We start from the raw sequence: 12,364 nt of genomic DNA on the forward strand, positions 1-12,364 counted from the left end.
CTTTCAGTCGTGGGCGCGGGCCAGGCGCAGCGCATTGCCGATCACCAGCAGCGAACTCAGGGCCATGCCCAGTCCGGCGAGCGCTGGCGGCATGTAGCCGGCCAGTGCCAGTGGCACGCTCACCGCGTTGTACGCCGCCGCCCAGGCCAGGTTCTGCCGGACGATGCGCAGGGTCGAACGCGCGTGGCGCAGCGTGCGCACCACGTCCACTACCTGTCCGCCCTGAATGATGTAGTCGGACTGGGCCTGCGCCAGAGGGGCCGCATGGCCGAGTGCGAAGGAGGTGTCGGCACGGGCCAGCACCGGGCCATCGTTCAACCCGTCACCCACCATGGCCACCTTCAGACCACTGGCCTGCAAGGCGCTCACTTCGGCAAGTTTCCGCTCGGGCGTCGCACCGGCGATGACATGGTCCACGCCCACCGCCTCGCCCACGCGCATGGCCGACTCCGCGCGGTCACCGGAAAGCAACCAGGTGCGCACCCCCATGGCGTGCAAGGCCGAAACAGCTTCGCGAGCATCGACACGCAGGGACTCCTGCAGCTCGAAGCTGGCCAGCCAGCCCGTGCCGTCGGCCAGGTGCACCACGGGTGAATCGCTTTCCGGAAGCACTGCACCACAGAAATCCGCCGAGCCAAGGCGCACCGGCCCATCGGCACCCAGGCCCTTCATGCCCTGCCCGGCCACCTCAGTGCGCTCCAGCATCAGCGGCAACACCAGCAATCGCGCACGCGCTTCTGCCACGATGGCACGCGAAGCCGGATGCAGCGACCCTTCCGCCAGCGCAGCCGCCAGGGCCAATGCGTGGTCGTGTGCTGCGCCCGGCCGTGTGCTCATTTCACGCAGTTGCAACCCTTCGTGGGTCAGCGTGCCAGTCTTGTCGAACACCACGGCATTCACGCCAGCGAGTGTCTCGAAGGCCTGCAGGCGGCGCACCAGCACGCCGCGCCGTGCCAGCGCACCTGCCGAGGCCAGCATGGCTGTCGGGGTGGCGAGCGACAACGCGCAGGGGCAGGTGACGATCAGCACCGCCACGGCCACGGCCAGCGCCTGCGTGTGGTCGATCTGCCACCAGTACACGCCAGCCAACGCCGCCGCCAGCAACACAATCACCAGGAAAGGCGCAGCCACGCGATCGGCGAGCTGGGCCAGGCGTGGCTTTTCCGTGGAAGCCTGTTCCATCAGTCGCACGATCTGGGCGAACCGGGTGTCCGCACCCACGCGCTGCAGCCGCACCAGCACAGGGCCACCCAGGTTGAAGCTGCCCGCCACCACCGCCTGGCCTTGCCTGCGTGTCAAGGGATGCGACTCACCTGTGAGCAAGGCCTCGTCCACCGTGGCGCGCTCGCTCAACAGTTCGCCATCGGCCGGAAAGGCCTGGCCTGCTGAGACGCGCACCACATCGCCCGCCAGCAATCGGCGAATGGAAACGGTCTCGAACGCGCCGCCGGCGCCCTGGCGCTCGCACGCCTGTGGCAGCCGGTTCATCAGGCTGTCGAGTGCACCCGCCGTGCGATCGCGCGCCTTGTGCTCCAGATAGCGACCGCCGAGCAGGAAGAACACGAACATGGTGAGCGAGTCGAACCACACTTCGGAGCCCCAGGGCCCAGTCGGATCGAATGTGGCCGCCGAACTGGCCAGAAACGTGATGAGGATGCCGATGGACACAGGCGTGTCCATGCCCACTCGGCCCCGTTGGAGGTCCCGCCAGGCGCTGCGGAAGAAGGGACCGCTGGCGAAGAACACCACCGGCAGACTGATCACCCAGCTGGCCCAGCGCAGCAGTTGTTCGATGTCGGCCGGAATGTCGCCAGGCTCGGTCACGTACGCTGGCCACGCGTACATCATCACCTGCATCATGCAGAAGCCCGCCACAAACAGGCGCCAGAGCGCCTGACGCGTCTCCAGCAAGCGCTGACTGATGGAAAGCGCCTGTTGCAGGGGCAACAGGCGGTAGCCCGTGGCCCCCACGGCGCGCGCCAGCACGGACATCTGCGTGATGGCCGGGTCCCAGTGCACGCGAAGGCGACGCGTGGCCGCGTGCACCCGGGCCTGCCGCACGCCGGGCAGATCCTGCAGTGCGGACTCCACCGCGTCGGCGCAGGCGGCGCAATACATGCCCTGCACCATCAGCACGGATTCGGCCTGCTTCTGGCCTTCGATGTCTTCGGAGATGTCGGTGAAGGTCTGCTGCTCCACAGGGTCGTCGAGCACGGCAAAGTCGTCGGTAACGGTGAGCGCGCCGCGATGCGCACCCGCCGACGTCGCATCGGCGAGCGAGAAAGACCCCACCGGCAGCGTGGCGACGATTCGGTTCATGGCGGTAGGTTAAGGTGGACTTGGCGTCATGCCATTGACATAGGTCAACCCGAGGCGGGCTCGGTTTGCTACGCTGGGCTTCCCACTCGCAACTTCGAGGAGTACCCCATGTACAAGCGCATCCTGGTGGCCACCGACGGCTCCAAACTTTCGCAACAGGCGGTGGAACACGCCATCAACCTGGCCGACCTCACGGGTGCCGAGGTGGTGGCGCTCAAAGTGATACCGCGCTACCCGCAGACGTATTTCGAAGGGGGCGTGGCGCTCGCAGCCGCCGAGGTGGCGCGCATCGAGAAGCAATGGCATGAGGAGGGCATGGCCGCAGTGAATGCGGTGAAGTCCGCCGGGCAGTTGCTGGAGGTGAAGGTCAAGCCGGTGACGGTCAAGTCGGACCTGATCGCCGAGGCCATCATTGCCACGGCCAAGCGCAGCAAGTGCGACCTGATCGTGATGGCTTCGCATGGGCGCAAGGGCATCAAGCGCCTTCTGCTGGGGAGCGAAACGCAGCAGGTGTTGACGCATTCGCATATTCCTGTGCTGGTGCTGCGCTAAGGAGGTCCTTTCACTCGCTGCGGCTTGCAAGCTCGCGGGCGCGGTGTGCTCTGCTCCGCGGCTGTCCCCCGGCGGCGGGAGGCCGCCTCCTCCTTAATGCCGCTGCGCAGAACACACCATGACCGCAAGCTCAGGGACGAAGTAGGCGCTCTTTTGATAGTGCCAACGAGGTCGGCGGTGATCGGGTGTCCGGCGCAGCGAAATAAAGGGGGAGAGGCGGCAAAGCCGACTCGGAGGACATTCGCGGAGCCGGGCACCCGATCACCGCCGACCGGAGCCACCGGAGAAAGCACTCAGGAAAACAAACCCTTGTACTGATCCCGCAGCAGATTCTTCTGCACCTTCCCCATGGTGTTGCGCGGCAACTCATCCACCACGAAACAGCGCTTGGGAATCTTGAAGTTGGCCAGCCGGGCCTTGAGCGCGGCCACCACCTCATCGGGCTTCACCACCGCACCCGGCTTGGTCGTCAGCACCGCCACGCCCACCTCGCCGAAGTCCGGATGCGGCACGCCCACCACCGCGCTCTCGGCCACGCCGGCCATCTCGTTGATGTATCCCTCGATCTCCGCCGGGTACACGTTGTAGCCACCGGAAATGATGAGGTCCTTGCTGCGCCCGACGATGCTCACGTAGCCGCGATCATCGACGCGCCCCACGTCGCCGGTCTTGAAGAAGCCTTCGGCCGTGAACTCCTCGGCGGTCTTCTCGGGCATGCGCCAGTAGCCCTTGAACACATTGGGCCCACGCACCTGAATACCGCCAATCTCGCCCGCAGGCAGTGGCTGGTTGGCCTCGTCCACCACGCGCAGCTCGATGCCGGGCAGCACGAAGCCCACCGTTCCGCCACGGCGCTCGGACTGTCCGGCAAAGCGCGCATCGGCCGCGTAGGGATTGGAGGTGATCATCACCGTCTCGCTCATGCCATAGCGTTCCAGGATGGTGTGGCCGGTGCGCACCTTCCACTCGTCGAAGGTCTCGATCAGCAGCGGCGCCGAGCCGGAGACGAAGAGGCGCATTTGGGCCACCTGCTGCTTCGTGAGGCCCGGTTCAGCCAGCATGCGCACGTACAGCGTGGGCACGCCCATGAACACCGTGGCACGCGGGAACAGCTCCACCACCGCACGCGGGTCGAAGCGGTTGAGCCAGAGCAAAGGGCTGCCATTGATCAGCGCGCCATGGATGGCGACGAACAGGCCATGCACATGGAAGATCGGGAGTGCGTGAATGAGCACATCGTCGGGCTGCCAACCCCAGTACTTCTGCAGCACCTGTGCGTTGCTCAGCATGTTGCCGTGCGAGAGCATGGCGCCTTTGCTGCGCCCGGTGGTGCCGCTGGTGTAGATGATCACGGCCAGATCGTCGGCACGCCGGATGGCTGGCGTGTGCGCATCGCTGTGGTGGGCGGCGCGATCCAGCAGCGTGCCGCTGCGGTCTTCATCCAGCGTGTACACATGGCGCGTACCCGCCTTGAAAGCGATCTTGGAGACCCAGCCGAAATTGGCCTTGCTGCACACGACCACAGCGGGTTCGGCGTTGCCGATGAAGTACTCGATCTCTCCGGCCTGGTACGCGGTGTTGAGCGGCAGGAACACATGGCCGGCGCGCAGCGTGGCCAGGTAGAGCACCAGCGCCTCCACCGATTTCTCCACCTGCACCGCGATGCGCGAGCCGGTGGGCAGTTTCAGCGAGTCGAGCAGGTTGGCCATCATGGCGCTCGCGCGATCGAGGTCGCGCCACGAATAGCGCAGGCCGGCGTGGGCGCCGCCCACGGTCTCGACAGCGGTGGCATCCAGATTGGCCGGGAATGCCGAACGCAGTGCGGCAAAGAGATTGTGGTTGTCCATGGGAATGCGGTGAGCGTTGCGAAAACTCGGAATGATCAGAACGCCGCGCGGCGCTTGCCCAGAAAGGCGGCAATGCCCTCCTGGTGCTCGGCGCTGTCGGCATAGCGGTACGCCTCGTCGAGCAAGGCGGGGGCAGGCACTGCACCCGTGAGGGCACGCAAGGCCTGCTTGTTCAGGCGTGCCGCCTGCGGAGCCAGTTGGGCCAGGCGCTGCGCACGTTCGTGCGCACGCGCTGCCACTTCATGCGAAGGCAGCACCTCGTTCAGGAAGCCCCGCGCCTTCATCTCGGGGGCATCGAGCACGGCGGCCTCCAGCAGCATCTCGCGTGCCGTGGCTGCGCCTGCTTCGCGCAACACCAGTTGAGCCTCTCGCGGAGCCATGGGGAAACCCAGCCGCGCAATGGGTGCACCAAAGCGCGCCGTGTCGGCAGCCAGCCGGATGTCGCAGCAGCAGGCGATCTCCACGCCCGCGCCCATGCAGTTGCCCTCGATCTGCGCGACGATGGGCAGGTCGCACGCCAGCATGGCGCCCAGACCACCCCACACGTCGCTCTCGTGAAACTCGCGCAGGCTTGCTTCGTCGAAACGGAATTCCGGGTACTCGGCAATGTCGCCCCCTGCGCAGAAGTGCCCGCCCTCCCCGGCCACGATCACGCAGCGCAGGTCGGCCCGGTGCTGGAGCGCCTCGAAGACCGAGCGCAGCTCCCGCCACATCGCGCGCGACATGGCGTTGAACTTGCCGGAATGGCTCAAGGTGACCCGAGCCAGCGGGCCATCCGTGTCGACGCGAACCCGACCGCTCATTCGAGTTTGGCGCCCGAAGCCTTGACCACCTGCGCCCACTTCTGGATCTCGCCCTTCACGAACGCATCGAACTGTGGGCCACTCACGTTCGCGAACTCGGCGCCCTGGCTGGCCCAGACGGCCTTGGCTTCATCGGTGCTCACAGCCCTGCGGATCTCCTCGATGGCGCGCGCCTGGGCATCTGCGGGTGTGCCCTTGGGCGCCCATACCCCATACCACGTGGTCACGTTGTAATCCGGCAATCCCATTTCGGCCGCGCAGGGCACGTCGGGCAACGCAGCGCTGCGCTCCTTGCCTGAGACCATCAGGGCCTTGATGCGTCCGCCCTTGATGTGGCCAGCGGAAGAACCCAGGCCATCGAACATGACGTCCACCTGCCCGGCGATCAGGTCGTTGAGCGCAGGTCCCGCACCGCGATACGGAATATGCGTGATGAAGGTGTTGGTCTGCTGCTTGAACAGCTCGCCCGCCAGGTGGTGGGACGTGCCGCCTCCGGCCGAGGCGTAATTGAGCTTGCCAGGGTTGGCTTTGGCCTGGGCCAGGAACTCCTTGAAGTTCGCGGCGGTCACGCGCTTGGGGTTGACCACCACCACCTGCGGCACGCTGGCCACCAGGATCAGAGGCACCAGATCGGTCTCGATGTTGTAGTCCAGTTTGGGGTACATGCTGGGCGCGATGGCGTGGTGCACGGCACCCATGAACAGGGTGTAGCCGTCCGGCGCGGCCTTGGCCGCGATGCCTGCGCCCAGCGTGCCACCGGCACCGCCGCGGTTGTCGATCACCAACGACTTGCCCGTCAGGCGAGTGAACTGCGCACCCATGGGCCGGGCAAAGGCATCCGTACCGCCACCGGCAGGAAACGGCACGATCATCGTCACCGGCTTGGTCGGCCAGGTCGACTGGGCGTGTCCTGCCGTGCCGTAAACGGCGGCCCCCGCGACGGCGGCTCGCAATATGTCCCTGCGGTTCAGGTTCTGATGATTCATGCTGTTGTCTCCTGTGGTTGAAATGGCGGCTTCAAAGGTAAAGGTCCTTGATGGCCGCTGCTATCGGGATTTTTCCCTGCGCCAGCGAGGCGCGGTGTTTGTCCAGGCGCTTGAGATCGTAGAGATAGTTCACCATGAGACCATGGGACTGCTTCAAGCCCTTGGGAGACGGATCGGCGGCCCAGTTCAGGCGTTCCACGCGGGCGCCATTGCCCAGGTGGAACCGCGCCACCGCGTCGAGCGGCTTGCCGTCGATCAACTCCTGGCCCAGGTACCGCGCGGCCCAGCCCAGCAAGGCGCGACGATCGTCCAAACCCTCGGGCAATTCGTGCGCCTGCTCCCAGGACTTGAGCAAGTCGGCGGGCGCCGTCTTGTTCAACCAGGCGCGCAAGCCGGGAATGGGCGAGAGCGTGGCGAACTGCTTGAGGCGGGGAAATTCCTGGTGCAGCGTCTCGACCACACGCTTGATCAGCGAATCACCAAAACTCACGCCCCGCAGGCCGGTCTGGGTGTTGCTGATCGAATAGAAAATCGCGGTGGTCGCGCGATCCAGATCGGCTGGAGCGGCGGTTTCGTCCAGCAACGGTGTGATGCTGTCGGCGATCCCGTTCGTGAGGGCCACCTCGACAAAGATCAGCGGCTCCTCGGGCAGGCGCGGATGGAAGAAGCCATAGCAGCGGCGATCACTGTCCAGCCGGTTCTTCACATCGGTCCAGCTTCGGATGTCGTGCACCGCTTCATATCGGATCAGCTTCTCCACCAACGAGGCAGGCGAATCCCAGGTGATGCGGCGCAACTCCAGGAAACCGACGTCGAACCAGGTGGAGAACATGTATTCCATCTCCACGTCCAGCGCCAGCAACCGCTTGTCGCCCTTGAGGTGCGGCTGCATTTCGGCCCGCATGTCCACGAGGAAGCGCACCCCGTCGGGATTTGCGCTGAAGCGCTGCAGCACGCGTCGGCGCGGCGACACCGTGGCACGCCGGAACAGCACCTCGGCGGCGGCCTCATCGGCCGTGCCCACGGCGGCGGCGTATTGCGCCTGGGCCTTCTTCACCTGCTGCGGATCGGCCATGAAGTGCTCGCTCATGAGCAGCCACAGGTCGCGCCGATGCGAAGGTTCGGCGCTGGTGTACCAGTCCATCACGGTCTGCGCGCGGCGCCCGCCCTCCACCTCGCTCACCATCGGATCGACGATGCCTTTCAAGTCCTTGAGTGCCTGGCGAAGCATCCGGGGCGACATGGCTTCGTCGTCATGGCGCAGCGTGGCGTGCAGGCGTTCATCCGTGGAACGCGGCACCAGCTTCTTGCTGGACGAAGAACGCAAGCGCGAGACCCCCTCGGTCAACCACTGGGGTGTGTTCATGCGGACAACCTCGATGTCTGGCTTCGCGCCAGTTCGCGCAGGGCCACGCGCTGGCGTGTGAGGTGGGTGCGCATGGCGGCTTCGGCGCCCTCGGCATCGCGCGCCTTGAGCGCGGCGAACACCGCCATGTGTTCGGACAGGCTTTGGTCCAGCCGGCCCGGCGCGTGCAATTGCTGCAGGCGCGCGAGCTTGACGATCTTGCGCAGGTCGCCGATCACCTGCGCCAGCCAGCGGTTGTTGGCCAGGGTGATGATGGCTTCGTGGATGGCGAAGTTGGCCTCGTAATAGTCGGTGATGCGCCGCGCCCGGGCGCTGCGGTTGAGACGGTCGTGCAGTTGCTCCAGGGCGAGCAGTTCCGCGTCAGTGGCGTTGTTGGCGGCTTCGAATGCACAACGGCCTTCCAGAAGCGCGAGCACGGGAAAGATGTCGTCCAGATCCCGCTCGGTGATCTGGCTCACGAAGCACCCACGGCGCGGCTCGTGGCGCAGCAGCCCTTCTGCGGTAAGCACCTTGAGTGCCTCGCGCAGCGGGGTGCGCGAGATGGACAACGAGGCGCACAACGCGGGTTCGTCGATGAAGCTGCCGGGCGGCAGTTCGCCCGCGAAGATGCTTTCGCGCAGCTTGGCCGCTACTTCGTCGTGGAGGGAGTTCAGTACCAGTCGCATCCGTAATCACCTGTAATTACGCGTAATTCTAAAGACGCGAATCCCCTGAACGCACTCCGTGCTTACCCGCATGCCTGGTCCGCCACGGGCCCCTTACCCCCATGCAACGCGCCATCCGATCAATGCAAATTGTTGCATTGATCCAGCAGTTTCACGGCCCATTACTGCATTTGAAATTCACCTCACTCGGCGAGGCTTCATGTTCAGGCATGCACAAGTCAAATTCAGCGCGAAAAATCTCACATCAAGGCATCCAAAAGCAATTAATGGGCGGCACAAGCCCTTGTCTTTACTTCATTATCAAATTGCCTGACCGATAGCATCCACAGGATCAAAGTTTAAATAAAACGCTTATAAAACAATTATTTAACATTGTTTTATCATGTAAGTTATTAGGTGTAAGGAAAGCTTGATTGGCTTGTAGGGAATGTTGGACAAGCAGATGGAAACATCCTGCTGAGGCATATGGAACACAGGAGGTTGGCTTATTGAAAAGACGCATTGGCCTTCATCGATTGAACGATCGACGATGAATTAGAAAGGCCTGTTTGAATTTCATACAAGTAATGCACTGGCACCCATATCGCCAGAACAATGAGTACATCGAGGCCTATATGACCACGGTGACATGAAGTCCAAAGTTCTCTGTTTTTGTCTCGAGTTTTCCCAAAGGAGTTCATCATGAATGCACGCATCACCCGCTTCCTGCGCGACGAAGAAGGCGCCACGGCCATCGAATACGGAATCATCGCCGGCCTGATGGCCGTCATCCTGCTGGCGGTTTTCAACGGCGACGATGGGGTCAGAGGCACGCTGGAGGCCATCTTCACCAACGTGCGGAACGTGGCCACGGGTGTCACCACCCCCTGAGTCTTGCCCACCACATCCGGCACTCGCCATGACGCTGGCCCTGCTCCTCTGGTTGCTGACGACCATCGTCCAGGATGGCCGTGAGCGGCGGGTGCGCAATGGGCTCGTGCTGGCAGGCGTGGCGCTGGCCCTGGTGGCGCTGGCCCTTGACCTTCAACCCTTCGGCGTGCGCTGGACCGACGCCTTGCTGGGAAGTGCCGTCGCTTTCGGCGGGCTGCTCTGCTTCCATGCCGTCGGGCTGATGGGCGCGGGCGACGTGAAGTTCGCAGGCGCCCTTGGTCTCTGGATGGGTGTGCAGCCGCTGCTGCCCATCTGGTTGGCGGCCAGTTTGCTCGCCGCGCTGCACAGCCTGCTCTGGCTGGCCCTGCAGCGCTGGCCACTTGCGCCCCGGCTGGCCCTGGCCTTGTCCGGTCGGCCTGGAGGCACGGGCAACCGTCCGCGCCCGGTCCCCCTGGCCGCCTATCTCGCCATCGCGACCATCGTCTTCATGGTCTGCGGCCCGGGCGGTTGAAACCCGCCACCCCGATTCACCCACCACCCCTCACAGCACCATGATCCGATTCTCCAAAATCATCGCCGCCGTCCTGGTGTTGCTGGCCCTTCTGCTGATCGGCTACGCCTGGATGCTCAGCCGCCAGCCTGCAGCACCTGTGGTCATCCAGCAGCCGCTGGCGCGACCGGCGGCTGCCCCCGAAGCCACATTCCCGGTGGTGGTGGCCACCAAAACCTTGCCCGCTGGCCAGGCCATCGAAGCCAGCGCGCTGCGCGTGGCACAACTCACCATCAACCCGGGCGGAGCCTTCATGAGCGTGGCCGAGGTGGTGGGCCGTGTGCCGGTGTTCGAACTGGGTACCGGCGCGCCGCTGCTCGAAAACCAGCTGGTGTCGGGCTTGTCCATGCGGCTCGAGGCCGGCGAGCGGGCCGTCGCCGTGAAAGCCGATGAGGTCATGGGCGTGGGCAACAACGTGCGCCCGGGCGACTTCGTGGATGTGTTCTTCGCCCTCAAGGCCGACGGCAAGGATGTGGAGCGCAGCCAGTCGCGCCTGCTGCTGTCGCGCATGCGCGTGCTGGCCTTTGGCAGCGCGTCGGTGGATGGCATGCCCCCCAGCGCCGAGGGCCGTGGCAACCAGAAACCGCAGGCGAACAGCAATCTGCCGGCCCGCACCGCGGTGCTGGCCGTGCGGGTGGAAGATGTGAATCGCCTGGCGCTGGGCGAGACCCACGGTCGCCTGTTGCTGGCCTTGCGCCATCCGAACGACACCACCGAACCGGATCCTGGACTGTTCGCCGAGCTGCAGACCGCCTTGCAGCCACAAGCGGGCCGACGCGGCGGGTCCGGCCTCACGGGCATCGACCGCGCGCTCGCGGGCCTCACCACCCAGGATCTGGCGTCTGGCGTCGGCGCATCGTCCACGCGCCGGCTCTCGCCCACCAGCGCGATGACCCGCCCGGTGCTGGCGGCGGTCCCGCCGGCCGGCCAGGAGGTCGAGATCATCCGCGGCGATCGCCGCGACACCGTGCGCTACTGAATCCACCCGCCACAACCACCAGGTGCCCGCATGTTCAAGCCCAATTCGCCCACCGTCGGACCCCTTTCGGGTCACCTGTCGCACTGGCCCCGACTGGCGCTGCTGGCAGGTCTTCTGATGACGGCCACCTCGAACGGCCTGTTCGCGCAGCCCGCCACAGGAGCTGCCGCGGCCTCGGATCGCTCTGCCACGCCACTCGCGCTGGTCGCCGGCACGCAACACGAGCTGGTCATCGACAAGGGGGTGGAACGCATCGCCATCGCCAACGAGCAGGTCGCCTCGGTCATGGTCATGCGAAAGACACGCAGCGCATCGGGTGCGCCGGCGGCCAGGCTCATCATCACGGCCAAGGCGCCAGGCAGCACGTCGCTGCTGGTGTGGGAGCGCGGCAGCGAAAACGCCACCACCTATTCCATCGACGTGCAGCGCGGCAGCGCGGTGCTGCAGGGCAGTTTCCCCTCGGTCACCGAACACCAGCAGGCACGCGAGACCGCGCTGGCAGCGCGCCCTGAAAAGGCCTCGCTGGCGGACCGATCCACCCTGGACGTGAAGAGCCAGAGCGTGCAGGTGGAAGTCAAGATCGTGGAGTTCAACAAGCGAGTGCTCAAGCAGGCCGGCCTCAACATCTTCAGCACCGCCCCCAACAAGCATGGTTTCAGCTTCGGCGTGTTCGCGCCGAGTTCGCTCAACTCGACCACCTTCGAAGCCAACGGCGTCATCAAGGGGGAGGCCACGTCGCCTCTGGCGCAGGCCTTCGGACTGCTCTTGAACTTCGGCAAAGCCAACATCGGGCTCAATCTGGGGCTGCTCGAAGGCAATGGGCTGGCACGCGTGCTGGCTGAACCGACGCTGGTCGCCCTCTCAGGCCAGAGCGCCAACTTCCTGGCCGGCGGCGAGATCCCGGTGCCGATCGCGCAGGGCCTGGGCACCACCAGCATCGAATACAAACCGTTCGGCATCGGGCTCACTGTGTCGCCGACCGTGCTGTCCAACCAGCGCATCGTGCTCAAAGTGGCGCCGGAAGCCAGCGACCTCGACTACACCAATGCCGTCACACTCAGCGGCGTTGCCGTGCCAGCCCTCACCACCCGCCGCGCGGACACCACGGTGGAACTTGGCGACGGCGAAAGCTTCGTGATCGGTGGCCTGGTGAGTCGCACCACCACGTCCAGCGTGGACAAGGTTCCCATGCTGGGCGACCTGCCGGTGCTGGGCGCGATGTTCAAGCGTCAGGATTTCCTGCAGAACGAGCGGGAACTCGTGATCGTGGTGACGCCTCACCTCGTCAAGCCCCTCGCCCAGGGCACGCAGGTGGACGCGGCGCTTCCTGGCGCCAGCGAGCAGCGCGACCCGGCGTTCTGGCGGGGCTTTCTCGTCGGCGGCGGTGCCGATGACGCCTTGCCCGGCTTCTCTCGTTGAGCACCCAC

The 12,364-nt window shown here is 65.2% G+C and carries 11 protein-coding genes; 5 read left to right on the plus strand and 6 right to left on the minus strand.

The annotated features are described in order from the left end of the window. Nucleotides 1–3: 3 nt before the first annotated feature. Nucleotides 4–2,319 (minus strand): heavy metal translocating P-type ATPase, encoded by a 2,316-nt coding sequence (locus ACTIF6_RS07810; protein WP_439587397.1) that lies wholly within the window; start codon nucleotides 2,317–2,319, stop codon nucleotides 4–6. A 108-nt stretch (nucleotides 2,320–2,427) separates the two neighbouring features. Between ACTIF6_RS07810 and ACTIF6_RS07815 the strand changes: the two genes are divergently transcribed. After that, nucleotides 2,428–2,871: a universal stress protein gene (locus ACTIF6_RS07815; protein ID WP_439587398.1), complete on the plus strand. Its 444-nt coding sequence runs from the start codon at nucleotides 2,428–2,430 to the stop codon at nucleotides 2,869–2,871. A 293-nt stretch (nucleotides 2,872–3,164) separates the two neighbouring features. Here the strand turns inward: ACTIF6_RS07815 and ACTIF6_RS07820 are convergent, their stop codons facing one another. The 5 genes from ACTIF6_RS07820 to ACTIF6_RS07840 are packed head-to-tail and all read right to left on the minus strand — an operon-like array spanning nucleotide 3,165 to nucleotide 8,538. Next, nucleotides 3,165–4,718 (minus strand): malonate--CoA ligase, encoded by a 1,554-nt coding sequence (locus ACTIF6_RS07820; protein WP_439587399.1) that lies wholly within the window; start codon nucleotides 4,716–4,718, stop codon nucleotides 3,165–3,167. Between the two features lie 35 nt (nucleotides 4,719–4,753). Further along, the gene (locus tag ACTIF6_RS07825) at nucleotides 4,754–5,521 is read right to left on the minus strand and encodes an enoyl-CoA hydratase/isomerase family protein (protein WP_439587400.1); all 768 of its coding nucleotides are present in this window, start codon (nucleotides 5,519–5,521) and stop codon (nucleotides 4,754–4,756) included. Beyond that, on the minus strand, nucleotides 5,518–6,507 hold the full coding sequence (locus ACTIF6_RS07830) for a Bug family tripartite tricarboxylate transporter substrate binding protein (RefSeq protein WP_439587401.1): 990 nt from the start codon (nucleotides 6,505–6,507) through the stop codon (nucleotides 5,518–5,520). Before ACTIF6_RS07830 ends, ACTIF6_RS07825 begins: the two co-directional genes overlap by 4 nt. Before the next feature lie 31 nt (nucleotides 6,508–6,538). Next, entirely contained in the window at nucleotides 6,539–7,873 is a 1,335-nt protein-coding gene (locus ACTIF6_RS07835; protein ID WP_439587402.1) for a malonyl-CoA decarboxylase domain-containing protein, read from the minus strand. Beyond that, entirely contained in the window at nucleotides 7,870–8,538 is a 669-nt protein-coding gene (locus tag ACTIF6_RS07840) for a GntR family transcriptional regulator (RefSeq protein WP_439587403.1), read from the minus strand. The genes ACTIF6_RS07835 and ACTIF6_RS07840 overlap by 4 nt, the downstream gene beginning before the upstream one ends. A 681-nt stretch (nucleotides 8,539–9,219) precedes the next feature. Between ACTIF6_RS07840 and ACTIF6_RS07845 the strand changes: the two genes are divergently transcribed. From ACTIF6_RS07845 to ACTIF6_RS07860, 4 genes are read left to right on the plus strand one after another with little or no spacing between them, the layout of a single operon-like run. After that, a complete protein-coding gene (locus ACTIF6_RS07845; RefSeq protein ID WP_439587404.1) occupies nucleotides 9,220–9,408 on the plus strand; it encodes a Flp family type IVb pilin in 189 nt (62 codons plus the stop codon). Between the two features lie 28 nt (nucleotides 9,409–9,436). After that, nucleotides 9,437–9,919: a prepilin peptidase gene (locus tag ACTIF6_RS07850; RefSeq protein WP_439587405.1), complete on the plus strand. Its 483-nt coding sequence runs from the start codon at nucleotides 9,437–9,439 to the stop codon at nucleotides 9,917–9,919. 40 nt (nucleotides 9,920–9,959) lie between these two features. Continuing rightward, complete coding sequence (cpaB, locus tag ACTIF6_RS07855) at nucleotides 9,960–10,937, plus strand: Flp pilus assembly protein CpaB (protein ID WP_439587406.1); 978 nt, start codon at nucleotides 9,960–9,962, stop codon at nucleotides 10,935–10,937. A gap of 30 nt (nucleotides 10,938–10,967) precedes the next feature. Further along, complete coding sequence (locus ACTIF6_RS07860) at nucleotides 10,968–12,356, plus strand: type II and III secretion system protein family protein (RefSeq protein ID WP_439587407.1); 1,389 nt, start codon at nucleotides 10,968–10,970, stop codon at nucleotides 12,354–12,356. The last annotated feature ends 8 nt before the right edge of the window (nucleotides 12,357–12,364 follow it).

The sequence above is a fragment of the Hydrogenophaga sp. genome, assembly GCF_051860785.1.
In the GTDB taxonomy this organism is placed as follows: Bacteria; Pseudomonadota; Gammaproteobacteria; order Burkholderiales; family Burkholderiaceae_C; genus Hydrogenophaga.

What these genes read in the sequence shown, in the direction of transcription:
- ACTIF6_RS07810 (WP_439587397.1), bottom strand. Translation starts at nt 2,319, where the DNA reads ATGAACCGAATCGTCGCCACGCTGCCGGTGGGGTCTTTCTCGCTCGCC.
- ACTIF6_RS07815 (WP_439587398.1), top strand. Translation starts at nt 2,428, where the DNA reads ATGTACAAGCGCATCCTGGTGGCCACCGACGGCTCCAAACTTTCGCAA.
- ACTIF6_RS07820 (WP_439587399.1), bottom strand. Translation starts at nt 4,718, where the DNA reads ATGGACAACCACAATCTCTTTGCCGCACTGCGTTCGGCATTCCCGGCC.
- ACTIF6_RS07825 (WP_439587400.1), bottom strand. Translation starts at nt 5,521, where the DNA reads ATGAGCGGTCGGGTTCGCGTCGACACGGATGGCCCGCTGGCTCGGGTC.
- ACTIF6_RS07830 (WP_439587401.1), bottom strand. Translation starts at nt 6,507, where the DNA reads ATGAATCATCAGAACCTGAACCGCAGGGACATATTGCGAGCCGCCGTC.
- ACTIF6_RS07835 (WP_439587402.1), bottom strand. Translation starts at nt 7,873, where the DNA reads ATGAACACACCCCAGTGGTTGACCGAGGGGGTCTCGCGCTTGCGTTCT.
- ACTIF6_RS07840 (WP_439587403.1), bottom strand. Translation starts at nt 8,538, where the DNA reads ATGCGACTGGTACTGAACTCCCTCCACGACGAAGTAGCGGCCAAGCTG.
- ACTIF6_RS07845 (WP_439587404.1), top strand. Translation starts at nt 9,220, where the DNA reads ATGAATGCACGCATCACCCGCTTCCTGCGCGACGAAGAAGGCGCCACG.
- ACTIF6_RS07850 (WP_439587405.1), top strand. Translation starts at nt 9,437, where the DNA reads ATGACGCTGGCCCTGCTCCTCTGGTTGCTGACGACCATCGTCCAGGAT.
- cpaB (WP_439587406.1), top strand. Translation starts at nt 9,960, where the DNA reads ATGATCCGATTCTCCAAAATCATCGCCGCCGTCCTGGTGTTGCTGGCC.
- ACTIF6_RS07860 (WP_439587407.1), top strand. Translation starts at nt 10,968, where the DNA reads ATGTTCAAGCCCAATTCGCCCACCGTCGGACCCCTTTCGGGTCACCTG.